This window comes from Pseudomonas xionganensis (assembly GCF_009763245.1).
Taxonomy (GTDB): domain Bacteria; phylum Pseudomonadota; class Gammaproteobacteria; order Pseudomonadales; family Pseudomonadaceae; genus Aquipseudomonas; species Aquipseudomonas xionganensis.
The window spans coordinates 320,315-335,984 of record NZ_WKJZ01000001.1 but is presented as its reverse complement, the minus strand read 5'-3'; the positions used below and the strand labels follow the sequence as shown (position 1 = coordinate 335,984).

Genomic DNA, 15,670 nt, shown 5'->3' with positions numbered 1-15,670 from the left:
AAGCCGCGATGGCCCGTAGATTAGGGGCTGTGGCCTGGTCGTGGCCAATGCTGTTAAACGCTGGGTCATGCATAATCGGCATAATGTCGGTGTGACCGCGCTGTGCTGGCAGACGTGGGGTGGATGCTGTTTTAGCCATCCAGCACAGGGCGTAGGGTGGATGACGCTTTACCCATCCACCACAATCGATCCCGGCGGCGCGGTGGATGAAAAGAGCGTCATCCACCCTACAAAACAGGAGAGGCGATGAACCTGGAAAGCAAATGGCTGGAAGACTTCGTGACCCTGGCCGCCACCCGCAGTTTTTCCCAGGCGGCGGCCCGGCGCTTTGTCACCCAGCCGGCCTTCAGCCGGCGCATCCGCAGTCTGGAAGGTGCCCTGGGCCTGTGCCTGGTGGATCGTAGCTGCACGCCCATCGAGCTGACCGAATCCGGCCAGCTGTTTCTGGTCACCGCGCGCAATATGGTCGAGCAGCTGGGTGAGGTGGTGCGCCATCTGCACAATCTGGAGGGCCAGCAGGGCGAGATGCTGCAGATTGCCGCCGCCCATTCCCTGACCCTGGGCTTCTTCCCCGAGTGGATCGCCCGACTGCGCCGCGAGGGCCTGCCGCTGACCACGCGCCTGGTGGCGACCAACGTCGGCGAGGCGGTGCACTCGCTGCGCGATGGCGCCTGTGACCTGATCCTCGCCTACTACGACCCGGATGCCTCGCTGCAGATGGACCCGGAGATCTTCCCCTCCCTGCACCTGGGGCGGACCGAGATGCTGCCGGTATGCGCGGTGGGCGAGGACGGCGAGCCACTGTTCAGCCTGGACGCCGGCCACAGCGTGCCGCTGCTGGCCTACAGTGCCGGAGCCTTCCTCGGCCGCTCGGTCAACCTGTTGCTGCGCCAGCGCGCCCTGCGTTCGACCACGGTGTACGAAACCGCCATGGCCGACAGCCTGAAAAGCATGGCCCTGCAGGGCATGGGGGTGGCCTGGGTGCCGCGGCTGTCGGTGACCGCCGAACTGGCCCGCGGCGAGCTGGTGGTCTGCGGCGGTGAGCAGTGGCAGGTGCCCCTGGAAATCCGCCTGTACCGCTGCGCCTTGGTGCGCAAGGCGGCGGTGCGCCTGCTCTGGCGCAAGCTGGAAGGTGGGGTGGGCGCCGCCTGACGCGCAGGTGGTTTTTCAACTTCTGCTAGCGGGCGCCGGGCGAGGTGCCGGTCACCGCCTTGTAGGCGGCGTAGAAGGTGCTGGTGGAGCGAAAGCCTGCCGCACGGGCCTGTTCCAGCACGCCCAGGCCGGGATCGCTGGCCAGCACATGGGCGATGCGCGCGCGGTTGACGTACTGGTAGAAGGTCAGCCCCAGGCCCTGGTTCAGGGCGTAGGAAATCTGGTTGCGGGTGTAGCCGCAGGCCTCGGCCACGGCGGGCAGTGACAGGCCCGGGTCGAGGTAGGGCTGTTGCTGCTGGAAATACAGCGCCAGGTCGTTGAGCAGATAACCCAGGGCGCGCGGGCCCAGGCCGATCTTGCGTGCGGCGTTCTGCGGCTTTGCGCTGCCGGCCGGTTGCTGCACCAGGGCGTATTCGTTGATCTCGATTATCAGCCCGTCCACCACCCGCACCGCATCGCAGGCCGAGAAGCTGAGCAGGGCGCTGCCCTCGGCCGAGCGGATCACCTCGCGATAGCGGACAAAGGCGGTGTCGCCATCGACCCTTGGACGATCAAGGTATTCCAGGCTGTCCAGCGCGCTGCGCGCGATGATCGCGCGGACATGGCGGCGCAGGGCTTCGCCCTGGAAGCTGCGGCCGCTGAAGTGCTCGATAAACTGCATCTCGGGGTGGTACAGCGCTTCCACCCCGGCGACATCGCCGCGTCCCCAGCAGGCATTGTGCTGGTCGACGATACGCAGGGTTGCGCTGCTCAGAGGGTCACGCGGCATGCTCTCTCCGGTTCGGGGAACTGCCGCGCATACTAGCCCAAGGTAGGGATCAGCGCAGTGCGCTGGCGGCGGCTTCCTGGACGCTGCCGGCTTCCTGTGGCGGGTTCTCGGCGACTTCACGGATGGCCTCGGCAATGGCCCGGCAGCTGAACTCGAACACCTCCGGCGTCATGGTCAGGGCCGGCTGCAGGCGGTAGTGCCACTTGCCGCGCTGGCTGATGCCGAGCACCCCACGGCGCAGCACGGCATGGTGCACGGCGTACTGGAAGGCCGGCGCTGGGGCGTGGCTGGCCTTGCTCTGGACGAACTCGATGGCGGCCATGGCGCCGACTGCGCGCACGTCGCCGACCTGTTCGATTTCCTCCTTGAGCGGGCGCATGTGCTCGTAGAACAGGTGCTCCAGCAGACGGGCGTTTTCCAGCACGCCACCAGCCTCGATCAGCTCGATGCCGGCCAGGGCGCCGGCGCAGGCGGCCGGGGCAAAGCCGTAGGTGCTGCCCAGGTGCAGATCGGTCTGCGCCATCACCTGGTCGGTGCCGAGGATCGCCGCAATCGGCTGGCCGCCGGCGGCGAAGGCCTTGCCCAGCAGGATCAGGTCGGGATCGATGTTGTGCCAGCGCTGCATGGCGAACATTTCGCCGCAGCGGCCCATGCAGGTCTGCACCTCATCCAGGCACAGCAGCCAGCCCCAGCGCTTGCACAGCGCGCCGAGGCGGTCCCAGAAGGCCTGCGACGGTGCATGGATGCCGCCTTCGCCGAGCACCGGCTCGATCAGCACGCCAGCCACCTGGCCGGGATGCACCTGTTGCACCAGCAGGTACTCCAGGTAGTCGAGCACCTCGCAGTCGTCGAACGGACCCGGGCCCTTGCGGAAGGCGGAACGGAAGCGATTGGGGTAGGGCACCATGACCACCCCGGAGACAAACTGGGTGCGCCCCGAGGAAACGTTGGACAGGTCGCTGGAGGCGCCGGCGGTCATATAGGTGGACTCGCCGTGGTACTGGCCGCCGAAGGTGATGATCAGCGGACGCTTGCTGGCCTCGCGCATGAATTTAACCGCGCCTTCCACCGCCAGGGTGCCGGACACCGAATATTCGACCCGGTTGATTCGTCCGGGGGCGATCTGCGCCAGCTTCTCCACCAGCGGCAGGGCGGCGTCGTTGTTCAGCCAGCCGCTGATCTGCATGCCGTGGCGGTCCCAGGCCTGGGCCATGGCCTCGCGCACCGAGGGCGGGGTCGGGCCGTAGGGCGAGGCGCCCCAGGCTGACAGGTGATCGGCGAAACGGTTGTTGTCGGCATCGACAATCAGATCGCCGCGGCGGCTGCGTTGCACCAGCGGGTAGATGCTGTGGTCGGCGTTGCTGCCGGTCATATGCGGGGTGTAGCGGGCAAACAGCTCGCGGCTCTTCGGCCCCGGCAGGGCGGTGACGACTTCTGGCAGTTCGATGTGCTGAGACATGGCGGGCTCCTCGACCTTGGGTTTGCGCCAGTCTGCCAGTGTTTCGATGCAGCGGATTTTCGTGCGGATCCGCGCGAAAACCGCGGTGTTTGTGCAAGGCGCCGTCTCAGGGCGTCGTGGGGACTTCCAGTCGGTACCCCATACCGCGCACGGTATGGATCAGCTTGACCTCGAAGTCGTCGTCGATCTTGGCGCGCAGGCGGCGAATGGCCACCTCGATAACATTGGTGCCGCTGTCGAAGTCGATGCCCCAGACCTGGGACGCGATCAGGGACTTGGACAGCGCCTCGTCACGGCGGCGCAGCAGCAGTTCGAGCAGCACAAACTCGCGGCTGGTCAGCTCGATGCGGCGCCCGCCACGGCTGGCCTTGCGCGAGATCAGGTCGAGTTCGAGGTCGGCCACCGCCAGCCGGGTTTCCTGGGGTTGGCTGCTGCGGCGGCGCAGCAGGGTATTGACCCGTGCCAGCAGCTCGGTGAGGGCGAAGGGTTTGATCAGGTAGTCGTCGGCGCCCAGTTCCAGGCCCTTGACCCGATCCTCGACCAGATGCCGGCCACTGAGCATCAGCACCGGCACCTGATTGTCACTGGTGCGGATGCGGCGCAGTACTTCCAGGCCGTCCATGCCGGGCATCATCACATCGAGAATCAGCAGGTCATAGCTACTGCTCTTGAGATAGGCCAGCACATTGACGCCGTTGGCCACTGCATCCACGACAAAGCCCGAGGCCATCAGGCTGGTGCGCAGGTAGGCGCGCAGCTCGTTATCGTCTTCGGCAATCAGCAGCTTCATGGCTTGAACCCTGGTTTCTATCCTGTGCGGCACAGGCGCTGTGCAGGCAGCGCCGGGACTTGAGCAAGCTTACGCCGATGTAATGATGATGTCAGTTTGACGTCATGCTTCCGGCACTACACTCGCGTCCCTTCACCTTAGCCGAACGGCGCCGCCGCACACCAGCCCGGCTCCGACCGGGGCCTTGCATGGCCCCTTGCCTTCCGGAACCTTGAATCATGTCCCATACCCCCGCCTTTGGCCTGCGCAAATGGATCTGGCGCGCCTTTCTGCAAAGTGCCCTGATCCCGTTGCTGCTGGTCGAGACGGTGCTGATTGGCGCCTACCTGCTGACCAATAGCGAAATCCGCGATGCCCAGATCGGCCACCTGCGTGAAACGGCGCTGGGCGATCTGCAGACCACGGCGCGCCGCGAGTCGCACATCGTGGGCGAGCAACTGGTGCGGATCGACGCCCTGGCCCGGCTCTACACCGAGCTGACGGCCAAGGCCCTGAGCAGCCCGGCTGCGGCGGCCGCCGACAACCTGGCCCTGAGTGCCGAGGGGGTGCGCTACAGCCCGGAGGACCTCGGCGGGGCTGCGGTGTTCTATTCCAATGCCACCCCGGCGGCGCGCCAGGATCTGGACAAGGTCGCCCGCCTGAGCCGTCTGGACCCGTTGATGCAGCAGATCCAGGCGCAGAACCCGCTGGTGGCCAGCATCTACTTCAACAGCTGGGACAGCCTCAACTACATCTATCCCTGGTTCAACACCCCGCAACAGTACCCCCATGACATGGTCATCCCCGACTACAACTTCTACTACCTGGCCGATGCCGGGCGGAACCCGACGCGGGATGTGGTCTGGACCGATGTCTACCTGGATCCGGCCGGCCATGGCTGGATGATGTCGGCGATCGCGCCGGTCTACCGGGGTGATTTCCTTGAGGGGGTGACCGGGCTGGATATCACCGTCAGCGGCCTGCTCAGTGAAATTGGCCAGCTGCAGGTGCCCTGGAATGGCTACGCCATGCTGGTGGGCAAGGACCTGAGCATCATGGCCATGCCGCCGGCCGCCGAGGAGGACTTCGGCCTGGACGAGCTGACCCGGCACAGTTACGAGGAAGCCATCCGCCGCGAGCTGTTCAAGCCCGAGGACTTCAACCTGCACCAGCAGGCGGCCACCCGTGGCCTGGCCGAGGTCATGGCGCGGCAGCCGGAGGGCGTCGAGCGGGTGTTCTTCAACGGGCGTGCCCATCTGGTGGCCTGGTCGACCATTGCCCAGACCGGCTGGCACCTGCTGACGGTGGTCGAGGAAGCGGATGTGTTCGCCCAGACCAACAGCCTGGCCAGTCATTACCAGCAGATCGGTTATCTGCTGATCGCCGGTCTGGTGCTGTTCTACCTGCTGTTCTTCAGCTTTATGTGGCTGCGCAGCCTGAAGCTGAGCCGCCAGCTGCAAGGCATGATCGCGGGCATCTCGGCGATGATGAAGGAGATCGGGGCCGGCCACTGGCGCCCGGCGCACGCGGCCATGGCGATCCGTGAATTCGAGGAAGTGGCTGAGCATGCCCTGAGCATGGGCGCGCAGCTGGAGCAGAGTGAGCAGGCGCGCAGTCTCACCCAGCAACGCCTGGAACTGGTGCTCGACAGCGCCACCGAGAGCCTCTGGGAGTGGGACCTGGCCGCGCAGCAGGTGCAGCTGCGCGGGCGTCTGGTGACCCGCCTGGGGGTGGGTGACCACTTCAATGACCCTGCAGCCTTTATGCAGCGTGTTCATCCCGAAGACCGCGAGCAGATCGAGGCCGTGCTGGCCGAGCTCGACCGGGGCAGCCGCGATGAGTACCAGACCAAGTTCCGTATCCGCGATGCCTCGGGCCAGTACTACTGGCTGCTCAGCCGCGGTCGGGTGCTGGCGCGTGATCCGCACACCGGCGCGGTCAGCCAGTTGGCCGGTACCCATATCGACATCGACGACCTCAAGCGCGTCGAGGAGGAACTGCGTCGGGCGACCCTGCAGGCCCAGGAAGCCAGTCGGGCCAAGTCGCGCTTTATCTCCAGTGTCAGCCACGAGCTGCGCACCCCGCTCAATGCCATCCAGGGCTTTGCCCAGCTGATGCGCATGGAGCGGCAGAGCGGTGCGGGCGCCGAGCATGCCGACTACCTTGATGAGATCCTCAAGGCCAGCCAGCACCTGGACCAGCTGGTGGCCGACGTGCTGGACCTGTCCGCCGTGCAGGCCGAGCGCCCGGAGCTGGTCTTGCAGGTGGTGGATGTGGGGCCGCTGATGGCCGAATGTGCCGATCTGGTACGCCTGCAGGCTCAGGATCAGGACCTTGCCTTCAACCTCGACCGACCCGCCCAGCCCGTGCAGGTCATGGCCGATCCCCGGCGCCTGCGCCAGGTGCTGCTCAACCTGCTGGCCAACGCCCTCAAGTACAACCGCCCGGATGGGCAGGTGACGCTCAGCTATCAGGTGGCGGCGGGGCATATCCGCCTGCTGGTGGAGGACACCGGCCTGGGTATTGCGCCGGCGCTGCAGGCCCAGTTGTTCGAGCCCTTCCAGCGCCTGGGGCGGGAGAATTCGGCAATCCAGGGCACCGGCATCGGCCTGGCCCTGTGCCGCGAGTTCGCCGAGCTTATGGGCGGTCATATGGGCCTGCACAGTGAGCCGGGCATCGGCAGCAGCTTCTGGATCGAGTTGCCCCTGGTCGAGCAGGCCGAGCAGGTGCCTGCCGTGCGCGCGCCGGCCGTCACCGATCTGCCACGGCTGTTCTATGTCGAGGACAACCCGGCCAGCCAGTTTCTGGTGCGCAAGGCCCTGGCCGACCTGGCCGAGGTGGAGGTGATCGGCGATGGCCGCGAGGCCCTGGAGTTGTTGCTCAAGGAGCCGCCTGCACTGCTGTTGCTGGATATCAACCTGCCTGGGCTGGATGGCATTTCGCTGCTGGGCGAGTTACGCCGCAGCCCGCAGGGGCGTGCGTTGCCGGTGATCATCCTGAGCGCGATGGATGACCTGCAGCGCCTGCACGAACTGGACTGCCAGGGCCTGCTCGGCAAGCCCCTGGACCTTGAAGAACTGCGCGGCCTGGTGGGCGCTCTGCTGCATGAGACGATCGAACATGCTTAATGATTTCCGTTCTGCCCAGGTTGTGGTGATTGACGACATTGCGGCCAATCTGCGCCTGCTCGAATCCAGCCTGCGCGCCTTCGGCCTGCGTCAGGTGCAGGGCTTCAGTGATTCGGCTGCCGGGCTGCAGTGGTTGCAGAACAACCCCTGGGATCTGCTCCTGCTCGACCTCGACATGCCGCATCCCAGTGGTTTCGAGATACTCAAGGCCCTGGCCGGGCGCGACCGCATGCGTCAGCCGGTGATTATCGTGACGGCCCTGGGGGATCCTCAGGATCGCCGCCGTGGCCTGGTGCTGGGCGCCAACGATTACATCTGCAAGCCGCTCGACCTGCCCGAGCTGCTCTTGCGGGTCAACAGCAACCTGCAACTGAGCAGCGCCCGACGGGCCTTGCTGGAAGAGCGCGACGGGCTGGAACGCAAGGTGGCCGAGCGTACCCGCCAGCTGGAGGAGAGTTTTCAGGCGGTGATTCGCGGGCTGACCCGGGCCGCCGATTACAAGGACAATGAAACCGGCAACCACATCATGCGTATCGGTGCCCTGGCGGCGCGGATGGCGCAGGCCCTGGGTAAGCCGGCGCCCTGGGTTGAATTGCTGCGCCTGGCGGCGCCCATGCATGACGTCGGCAAGATCGGCATCGCCGACTCGATCCTGCTCAAGCAGGGGCCCCTTACCGCCGAGGAGCGTACGGTCATGTGCCGTCATGCACAGATCGGCCACGATATTCTGCTGGATCAGGCGCGCTCACCCTTGCTGGACCTGGCTGCGGAAATTGCCCTTCATCACCATGAGAAGTGGGATGGCACGGGTTACCCGCGTGGGCTGGCCGGGGAGGCTATTCCGCTGTCGGCCCGGATCGTGGCCATTTGCGATGTGTACGACGCCCTGCGCGCCAGCCGGCCGTACAAGCAGCCCTGGAGTGCCGAACGGGCCCAGACCTTTATCCGCGAACAGGCCGGCCAGCACTTCGATCCCCATCTGGTGGAAGTGGCCTGCGAGCTGTTCGATGAATTCGAGGCGGTGCAGCGGGAACTGTCCGAGCCGCCCTGTGCGTCAGTCGGCTAACGCCATGGGCCCGGCCAGCCGTGCTGCCTCGGCCCGGAGCCCTGGCGTTTGCAACCAGGGTACTGGGCCGAGGGCGTTGGCTCAGGTGCCCGACTTGATTGCCGTCCAGATCCGCGTGCGGATGCGCTCGATGGCGCGCGGCAGGGGCTGCAGCACGTAGAGGGTTTCCTGGGCTTCGGCGGTAGGCGTCAGGCCGGGGTTGTCGCGGATCTCGCTGCTGACCAGCTGCATGCCACCCTGGTTGGGGTTGGGGTAGCCGAGGAAGTCGCTGATCGGCGCCACCACTTCCGGGCGCAGCAGGTTGTCGAGGAACTCATGGGCCTCCTCGACGTTCTTCGCGCTTTTCGGGATCACGAAGGAGTCGTACCACAGCGGCGCGCCTTCCTTGGGCAGGCGCCAGTCCACCACCACGCCGTTGCCGGCTTCCTTGGCGCGGTTGGCGAACTGGTAGAAGCTGCCGGAGTAGCCGATGGCCACGCAGATTTCGCCGTTGGCGATATCGTTCATGTACTTGGCCGAGTGGAAGTAGCGGATATGCGGGCGGATCTTCAGCATCAGCGCGTTGGCCTTGTCGTAGTCGGCCGGATTGCTGCTGTTGGGATCCAGGCCCAGGTAGTGCAGGGCGATGGGCAGGATCTCGCTGGGCGAGTCGAGCATGGTCACGCCGCACTGGGCCAGCTTGCTGACGTATTTCTCATCGAAGATCAGGTCCCAGCTGTTGACCGGCGCATCCTCGCCGAGGGCCGCCTTGACCTTGTCCGGGTTGAAGCCGATCAGGGTGGTGCCATACATATAGGGCACGGCGTACTGGTTGTCCGGGTCGTTGGTACGGATCAGCTCCAGCAGCTTGGGGTCGAGGTTCTTCCAGTTGGGCAGCTTGCTCTTGTCCAGCTTCTGGAACACCCCGGCCTTGATCTGGGTGTCGAGGAAGGTGTTGCTGGGCACCACCAGGTCATAGCCGGAGTTGCCGGTGAGCAGCTTGGCCTCCAGGGATTCGTTGGTGTCGAACACGTCCCAGGTCAGCTGGATGCCGCTTTTTTCCTGAAATGCCTTGGGCACCTCGGGCAGCATATAGTCCGCCCAGTTGTAGACGCGCAGCTCGCGCGGTTTCTGCTCGGTGGTCTGTGCCTGCACGGCCGTGGCCAGCAGGGTGGCGCCGCAGAGTGCGGCGCCCAGCAGGTGTTGGATTGTTTTCATTGTGTCTCACCCTTTTCAGACGTTTTGAACGTAGGGTGGATGGCGCTTTATCCATCCACCACAGGTACGTGTGGCGCCAACGGTGGACGAAAAAAGCGTCGTCCACCCTACCGGCTACCGGCCCTCGAAACCTTCCAGCACATTCACCGCGTTGACCCCGATGGCTTCCACCGCATAACCGCCTTCCATGACGAACAGGGTCGGTTTGCCCAGGGCGGCGATGCGCTTGCCCATGGCCAGGTAGTCCGGGCTGTCCAGCTTGAACTGGGAGATCGGGTCGTCCTTGAAGGTGTCCACCCCGAGCGACACGATGATCACCTCGGCGCCGTACTCGGCGATGCGCTGGCAGGCATCGTCCAGCGCCGCGCTCCAGACGGCCCAGGGGCTGCCCATGGGCAGCGGGTAGTTGAAGTTGCAGCCTTCGCCGGCGCCCTCGCCGCGCTCATCCGCGTAGCCGAGGAAGAAGGGAAACTCCTCGGCCGGGTCGCCATGGATGGAGGCGAACAGCACGTCGTCGCGCTGGTAGAAGATGTCCTGGGTGCCGTTGCCGTGGTGGTAGTCGACATCGAGGATGGCCACGCGCTGGCGGCCCTGGTCGAGAAAGGCCTGGGCGGCGATGGCGGCGTTGTTCAGGTAGCAGTAGCCACCCATCAGCTCGCCGGCGGCGTGGTGGCCTGGCGGACGGCACAGGGCAAAGGCGCTATGGGCGCCGTTGGCAATTTCCTGCTGGGCGCTCAGGGCCACTTGCGCGGCGCTGTAGGCGGCCTGCCAGGTACCGGCGGTAATCGGCGCGCCGCCATCGAAGCTGTAGTAGCCGAGCTGGCCGTGCAGATCCCTGGGGATCACCGCGCGCAGGGTGCGCGCCGGCCAGGTGAAGGGCAGCAGATCGCCCTTGCCGCCTTGGCCGACCCAGCGGCTCCAGGCATTTTCGAAGAAATCCAGGTAGGCGGTGCTGTGGATGCGCTCGATGGGCGCGCGGCCGAAGTCCAGGGGCGGGCGCACCTCGCCAATCTGGCGGTCCTTGACCCGCTGCAGGATATGGTCGGCGCGTTGCGGCTTCTCGAAGCAGGGCATCAGCTGGCCATCGATCAGCTCGCAGCTGCCGTGGTGCAGGTGATGGTCGTCGCTGTAAAAGGTCAGCATTGGCTGGCTCCCAGGCTGGTTGTTGTGCTTGTTCTGGGATTCATTGTTCGCCTCGCGGGCGGGTTGAAGAACGCTGATAACGGCCAAAAGGGGATCGATATGGCCAAATAAGCTGGCCGGAGGCGATTTTCAGGGGCGTGGCGCGATAGCACTGGGTCGGTACGCCACTTTACGGTGGGCAACGCTGCGCGGTTGCCCACCCTACGGATTTGAAGAGCATAGGGGCTAACACGCAGTTCTGTAGGGTGGATGGCGCTTTACCCATCCACCAGGCCCTGGCAAAGCGGTGGATGAAAAGAGCGTTATCCACCCTACGATATGCTCAAGACCGGAAGCGGCTGGGTGGCACGCCGCTCCAGCGCTGGAAGGCATGGCGGAAGCTGGCGGTTTCACTAAAGCCCAGGTATTCGGCGATGCGGCAGATGGGCCAGTCTTCCTGGCCGAGCAGGGTCTTGGCGCGTTCGAAGCGCAGCTCGTCGAGCAGTTCCTGGTAGTGGGTGCCCAGCTCCTGCAGATGGCGGCGCAGGGTGCGCGGCGAGCAGTGCATCTGCTGGGCCAGGCGCTCCAGGCCGGGGGGCTCGGTCAGCTGTTCGGCGAGCAGCTGGCGGATGCGCCCGAGCCAGGCCTGGCGTGTGGTGAATTCGGCGTTCTGCTTGCGGCAGCGGGCCAGCATCTCGTTGTGGGTCACCGGGTCGGCCAGGGGCAGGCGCTGGTCCAGCCAGGCGGCGGGGAAGGCAAAGGCGTTGCGCTGGGCGTTGAAGCCCAACGGGCAGGCGAAGCTCAGGGGGTAGCGCTCGCTGTAGGCCGGTTCGGCATAGCGGAACTGGGCGGCGCTCAGGGGCAGCGGCTGGCCCAGCAGGTCATCGCAGATCAGCTTGAGCGAGGCCAGGCACATTTCAACGTTGAACACTTCCAGTTCGGCGGCGTGGCGATAGTCGGCGGCGCTGACCCAGGCCAGTTCACCCTCCACCTGCAGGTCCAGCCGGAAATAGGTGCCGAGCAGGGCCGGGTAGTGCAGCATCAGGCGCCAGGCGTCACCAAAGGTGGCACTGGACAGGGCGGCGTAACCCACCATGCCATAGGCCGAGACGTGCATGCGCCGACCCAGCTCCAGGCCCAGATCGGCGCGCAACCTGAGGGCGTTGGCGCACACCTGCAGCTCCTGGGTGCGGGTGATGCGGGTGTCGCTGCAGCCCAGGTCAGCCGCGGCGATGCCGCTGCCGGCCAGGAGCTGATCGGTCAGCTCGGGCTGCTCGACGAACAGGCCGAGAATCAGGGACACCACATGCAGGGTGGTGAGGTGGGCGTGCAACATCGGGGGCAACCGCATCCGTTTGTCCAGCCTGGAACAAGGCAAGAAGTATGCCGCAGCACGGGGCTTATCAGCGGATGGGACAAGGCGCAGGCGCCTCGGGGACGCCTGCGCCAGGGGCTCAGCGATTACGCAGGAAGGCGTTGATAAAGTCGCCCTGGTTGGGCTCTTCGGCGTGGGTGGTAAAGGTCAGGGTGGTGTTCTGCTCGCGCAGCTGGATGCGTTCGCCAAACTGGCACTGCACCTGCTGGATGCCGGCGACCCGCTCTTGGTGCGGTGCGCCGCGTTCGCACAGGTTGGCAGCCTGGCGCACCACTTCGCCGCAGAAGCTCGGCACGCTCAGGCGCATCAGTTGCTCGTCGTCCAGAGCGCTCCACTCGACCCGGGTGCTCAGCGGCGTGCCGCAGGCCTTGGAGGCGTCCTGGTCGATCTGTTGCAGTTGCGCGGTGAAATCAGTCACACGTTGCTCGCGGTCGAAGCGCGCCAGCTTGTCCTGCACGCCCTGTTTCTTCTGCTGCTGGTACAGGGCCAGCAGCTTGGCCGGTTTGGCGGCCTGGGTCCTGGTTTCGTTGAAGCTCAGCTGGAAACCGTCGGTGCCGGGCAGGTTGAGCTGATAACGCGGGCTGCCCCAGGCATTGCGCTGCAACAGCAGGTTGTAGTCGCGACCGTCCAGGCGGGTGCGGTAGTCGCGCTCGTCATTGCCACGCTCCTTGATTTCGGTCAGCAGCACAACGCCGTCCAGCGCATGGTTGATGCCGCTGACCTGTACCAGAGCCTGTGTGCCGTCGCTGCTGGGGGCCAGCGTCAGGCTGATACCCTGACCAGCGTCGAATACCTGGGGATATTTGGCCAGCTCCAGGGCAGCGGCGTTGAGTGTGAAGAGGGTGCTGATCAACAGCAGTGACAGCCTTGTCATGATGGCTTCCTTGCAGATAAATGGGCCGGGCAGTATAGCGGCCGGGGCGACTGGGTTCTGTGCGCGAAGTCCGGCCAGGGCTTTGCCCACGACAAACGGTTATGGCAGATGCTCGCCAGCCCTGGCTTTGCGGTATACTGCGCGGCCCTCGGCCGGCACCACCCGGCCCGACTTCGCAGACAAGCCACGCCGGTTCTCCCGCGTGGCTTGTTGGTTTTTGCCGCGCCTGCGGGCGCCCGACAAAGAAGAGGCACGTTGATGAGCGCACTGGTAGGCGTGATCATGGGCTCCAAGTCCGACTGGTCCACCCTTAGCCACACCGCCGAGATGCTGGACAAGCTGAGCATCCCTTACGAGGTCCAGGTGGTGTCCGCCCACCGCACCCCGGATCTGCTCTTCCAGTACGCCGAACAGGCTGAGGAGCGCGGCATTCAAGTGATCATCGCCGGTGCCGGCGGCGCCGCCCACCTGCCGGGCATGTGCGCGGCCAAGACCCACCTGCCGGTGCTCGGCGTGCCGGTGCAGTCGGCGGTGCTCTCGGGCGTCGATTCGCTGCTGTCCATCGTGCAGATGCCCGCCGGTATTCCGGTGGCCACCCTGGCCATCGGCAAGGCCGGTGCGGTGAATGCGGCGCTGCTGGCGGCGAGCATCCTCGGTCACCAGCACCCGCAGTTCCACGAGCGCCTCAAGGCGTTCCGCGCCGAGCAGACCGAATCTGTTCTGGAAAACCCGGACCCACGCGAGGCCTGATGCGATGAAGATCGGTGTAATCGGTGGCGGCCAGCTGGGCCGCATGTTGGCCCTGGCAGGCACCCCGCTGGGGATGAACTTCGCCTTCCTCGACCCGGCGCCGGATGCCTGCGCCGCCGCCCTGGGCGAGCATATCCGCGCCGATTACGGCGATCAGGATCACCTGCGCCAGCTGGCCGATGAAGTGGACCTGGTCACCTTCGAATTCGAAAGCGTGCCGGCCGAAACCGTGGCCTTCCTCTCCCAGTTCGTCCCGGTCTATCCCAGCGCCGAGGCCCTGCGTATCGCCCGCGACCGCTGGTTTGAAAAATCCATGTTCAAGGATCTGGGCATTCCCACCCCGGAGTTCGCCGATATCCAGTCGCAAACCGATCTGGATGCGGCCGTGGCCGCCATCGGCCTGCCGGCAGTGATGAAGACCCGCACCCTGGGCTATGACGGCAAGGGACAGAAGGTGCTGCGCAAGCCCGAAGATGTGGTCGGCGCCTTTGCCGAACTGGGTAGCGTGCCCTGCATCCTCGAAGGCTTTGTGCCCTTTAGCGGCGAAGTATCCCTGGTGGCGGTGCGTGCCCGCGATGGCGAAACCCGCTTCTACCCGCTGGTGCACAACCGCCATGACAGCGGCATTCTCGCCCTCTCCGTGGCCAGCACCGATCACCCGCTGCAGAGCCTGGCCGAAGATTACGTCGGTCGCGTGCTGGAAAAGCTCGATTACGTCGGCGTGCTGGCCTTCGAGTTCTTCGAGGTGGATGGCGGCCTGAAAGCCAACGAGATCGCCCCGCGCGTACACAACTCCGGGCACTGGACCATCGAAGGCGCCGAGTGCAGTCAGTTCGAGAACCACCTGCGCGCCGTTGCTGGCCTGCCGCTGGGCTCCACTGCCAAGCTGGGCGAGAGCGCCATGCTCAACTTTATCGGTGAAGTGCCGCCGGTGGACAAGGTGATCGCCATTGCCGACTGCCATCTGCATCACTATGGCAAGGCCTTCAAGGTCGGGCGCAAGGTCGGCCACGCCACCCTGCGTTGCGCCGATCGCGCCACCCTGGATCAGCAGATCGCAGCGGTCGAGGCCCTGATCGCCAAGGCCTGAGCCGGCTCGACGGGGCTGCCACCCAGCCCCGTCGAGGAACCTCCAATGCCTCGTAGCGTCAAAGTGCCTGCAACTTTCTGCGCTTAAGCCAAATCCAGACATGGAGGCTCGCCATGAGCATTCTCGGCATTATCTTTATCGGCCTGATCGTGGGCCTGATCGCCCGCTTCCTCAAACCCGGCAACGACAGCATGGGCTGGATCATGACCATCCTGCTTGGCGTCGGTGGTTCCATCGCGGCCACCTATGGCGGCCAGGCCTTGGGCATTTATAAGGTGGGCGAATCCGCCGGCTTTATCGGCGCGGTAGTGGGCGCGGTGATCCTGCTGATCGTCTATGGCGCTCTGAAAAAGGGCTGACCTATTGTGAGCACCACCATGCGTTACCTGCTGCTGCCCCTGCTGCTGGCCTCGACCCTGGCCGGCGCCGAACTGCCGGAAACCGACTGGCTGGAGCTGATGCCTGAAGCGGATCGCCTTGCTCTGGAAGCCATGCCGGAAATCAGCCATGACGGCCCCGAACTGGACGGCGCCTTTTATAGCCCTGATGGCCTGCGCCAGCAGGCCCGGGACCTGCCGGCGGTGATGTACTCAAGCAAGACGGTGGCCGCCTTCGACAACCAGCCAATCCGCCTGGGCGGCTACCCGGTGCCCCTGGAAACCGACGCCCGCGGCCATAGCACCCTGTTCTTTCTGGTGCCCTATCCCGGTGCCTGCATCCATGTGCCGCCACCGCCGCCCAACCAATTGGTGCTGGTGCGCTACCCCAAGGGCATCGAACTGGAAGACATCTACGCCCCGCTCTGGGTCAGCGGCACGCTGAAGATCGAAGCCGTCAGCAACGACCTGGCCGACGCCGCCTACGCCCTGGATGCGGCGCAGGTGCGGTTGGTGGAAGAGGCGGACCTTTAAGGCGCGAG

At 65.5% G+C, this 15,670-nt stretch carries 14 protein-coding genes; 7 read left to right on the top strand and 7 right to left on the bottom strand.

Annotation, left to right across the window (positions count from 1 at the left end; genetic code table 11):
• Positions 1 to 246 precede the first annotated feature (246 nt).
• Positions 247 to 1,152, top strand: coding sequence for a LysR substrate-binding domain-containing protein (locus GJV18_RS01550; protein WP_160342967.1), 906 nt, complete (start codon positions 247 to 249; stop codon positions 1,150 to 1,152).
• A 25-nt stretch (positions 1,153 to 1,177) separates the two neighbouring features.
• On the opposite strand, the gene GJV18_RS01545 is transcribed toward GJV18_RS01550, so the two are convergent.
• The 3 genes from GJV18_RS01545 to GJV18_RS01535 form a co-directional block, all read right to left on the bottom strand.
• Complete coding sequence (locus GJV18_RS01545) at positions 1,178 to 1,921, bottom strand: helix-turn-helix domain-containing protein (RefSeq protein ID WP_160342966.1); 744 nt, start codon at positions 1,919 to 1,921, stop codon at positions 1,178 to 1,180.
• A 49-nt stretch (positions 1,922 to 1,970) separates the two neighbouring features.
• Positions 1,971 to 3,380, bottom strand: a complete 1,410-nt coding sequence (locus tag GJV18_RS01540; protein ID WP_160342965.1) for an aminotransferase class III-fold pyridoxal phosphate-dependent enzyme — start codon at positions 3,378 to 3,380, stop codon at positions 1,971 to 1,973.
• 106 nt (positions 3,381 to 3,486) lie between these two features.
• A complete protein-coding gene (locus GJV18_RS01535; protein WP_160342964.1) occupies positions 3,487 to 4,170 on the bottom strand; it encodes a heavy metal response regulator transcription factor in 684 nt (227 codons plus the stop codon).
• 218 nt (positions 4,171 to 4,388) lie between these two features.
• On the opposite strand from GJV18_RS01535, the gene GJV18_RS01530 reads away from it, so the two are divergent.
• Positions 4,389 to 7,277, top strand: a complete 2,889-nt coding sequence (locus GJV18_RS01530) for a hybrid sensor histidine kinase/response regulator (protein ID WP_160342963.1) — start codon at positions 4,389 to 4,391, stop codon at positions 7,275 to 7,277.
• Complete coding sequence (locus GJV18_RS01525) at positions 7,270 to 8,343, top strand: response regulator (RefSeq protein ID WP_160342962.1); 1,074 nt, start codon at positions 7,270 to 7,272, stop codon at positions 8,341 to 8,343. Before GJV18_RS01530 ends, GJV18_RS01525 begins: the two co-directional genes overlap by 8 nt.
• A gap of 81 nt (positions 8,344 to 8,424) precedes the next feature.
• On the opposite strand, the gene GJV18_RS01520 is transcribed toward GJV18_RS01525, so the two are convergent.
• From GJV18_RS01520 to GJV18_RS01505, 4 genes are all read right to left on the bottom strand, one after another.
• Positions 8,425 to 9,540 (bottom strand): polyamine ABC transporter substrate-binding protein, encoded by a 1,116-nt coding sequence (locus tag GJV18_RS01520; RefSeq protein WP_160342961.1) that lies wholly within the window; start codon positions 9,538 to 9,540, stop codon positions 8,425 to 8,427.
• 114 nt (positions 9,541 to 9,654) lie between these two features.
• Positions 9,655 to 10,683: a histone deacetylase family protein gene (locus GJV18_RS01515; RefSeq protein WP_160342960.1), complete on the bottom strand. Its 1,029-nt coding sequence runs from the start codon at positions 10,681 to 10,683 to the stop codon at positions 9,655 to 9,657.
• A gap of 322 nt (positions 10,684 to 11,005) precedes the next feature.
• Positions 11,006 to 11,998, bottom strand: a complete 993-nt coding sequence (locus tag GJV18_RS01510) for an AraC family transcriptional regulator (RefSeq protein WP_160342959.1) — start codon at positions 11,996 to 11,998, stop codon at positions 11,006 to 11,008.
• A gap of 118 nt (positions 11,999 to 12,116) precedes the next feature.
• Positions 12,117 to 12,911, bottom strand: coding sequence for a hypothetical protein (locus GJV18_RS01505; protein ID WP_160342958.1), 795 nt, complete (start codon positions 12,909 to 12,911; stop codon positions 12,117 to 12,119).
• 258 nt (positions 12,912 to 13,169) lie between these two features.
• On the opposite strand from GJV18_RS01505, the gene purE reads away from it, so the two are divergent.
• The 4 genes from purE (at position 13,170) to GJV18_RS01485 (ending at position 15,662) form a co-directional block, all read left to right on the top strand.
• Entirely contained in the window at positions 13,170 to 13,661 is a 492-nt protein-coding gene (gene purE / locus GJV18_RS01500) for a 5-(carboxyamino)imidazole ribonucleotide mutase (RefSeq protein WP_160342957.1), read from the top strand.
• 4 nt (positions 13,662 to 13,665) lie between these two features.
• Complete coding sequence (locus GJV18_RS01495; protein ID WP_160342956.1) at positions 13,666 to 14,751, top strand: 5-(carboxyamino)imidazole ribonucleotide synthase; 1,086 nt, start codon at positions 13,666 to 13,668, stop codon at positions 14,749 to 14,751.
• 113 nt (positions 14,752 to 14,864) lie between these two features.
• A complete protein-coding gene (locus GJV18_RS01490) occupies positions 14,865 to 15,110 on the top strand; it encodes a GlsB/YeaQ/YmgE family stress response membrane protein (RefSeq protein ID WP_160342955.1) in 246 nt (81 codons plus the stop codon).
• 18 nt (positions 15,111 to 15,128) lie between these two features.
• Positions 15,129 to 15,662, top strand: a complete 534-nt coding sequence (locus GJV18_RS01485) for a DUF3299 domain-containing protein (protein WP_160342954.1) — start codon at positions 15,129 to 15,131, stop codon at positions 15,660 to 15,662.
• The last annotated feature ends 8 nt before the right edge of the window (positions 15,663 to 15,670 follow it).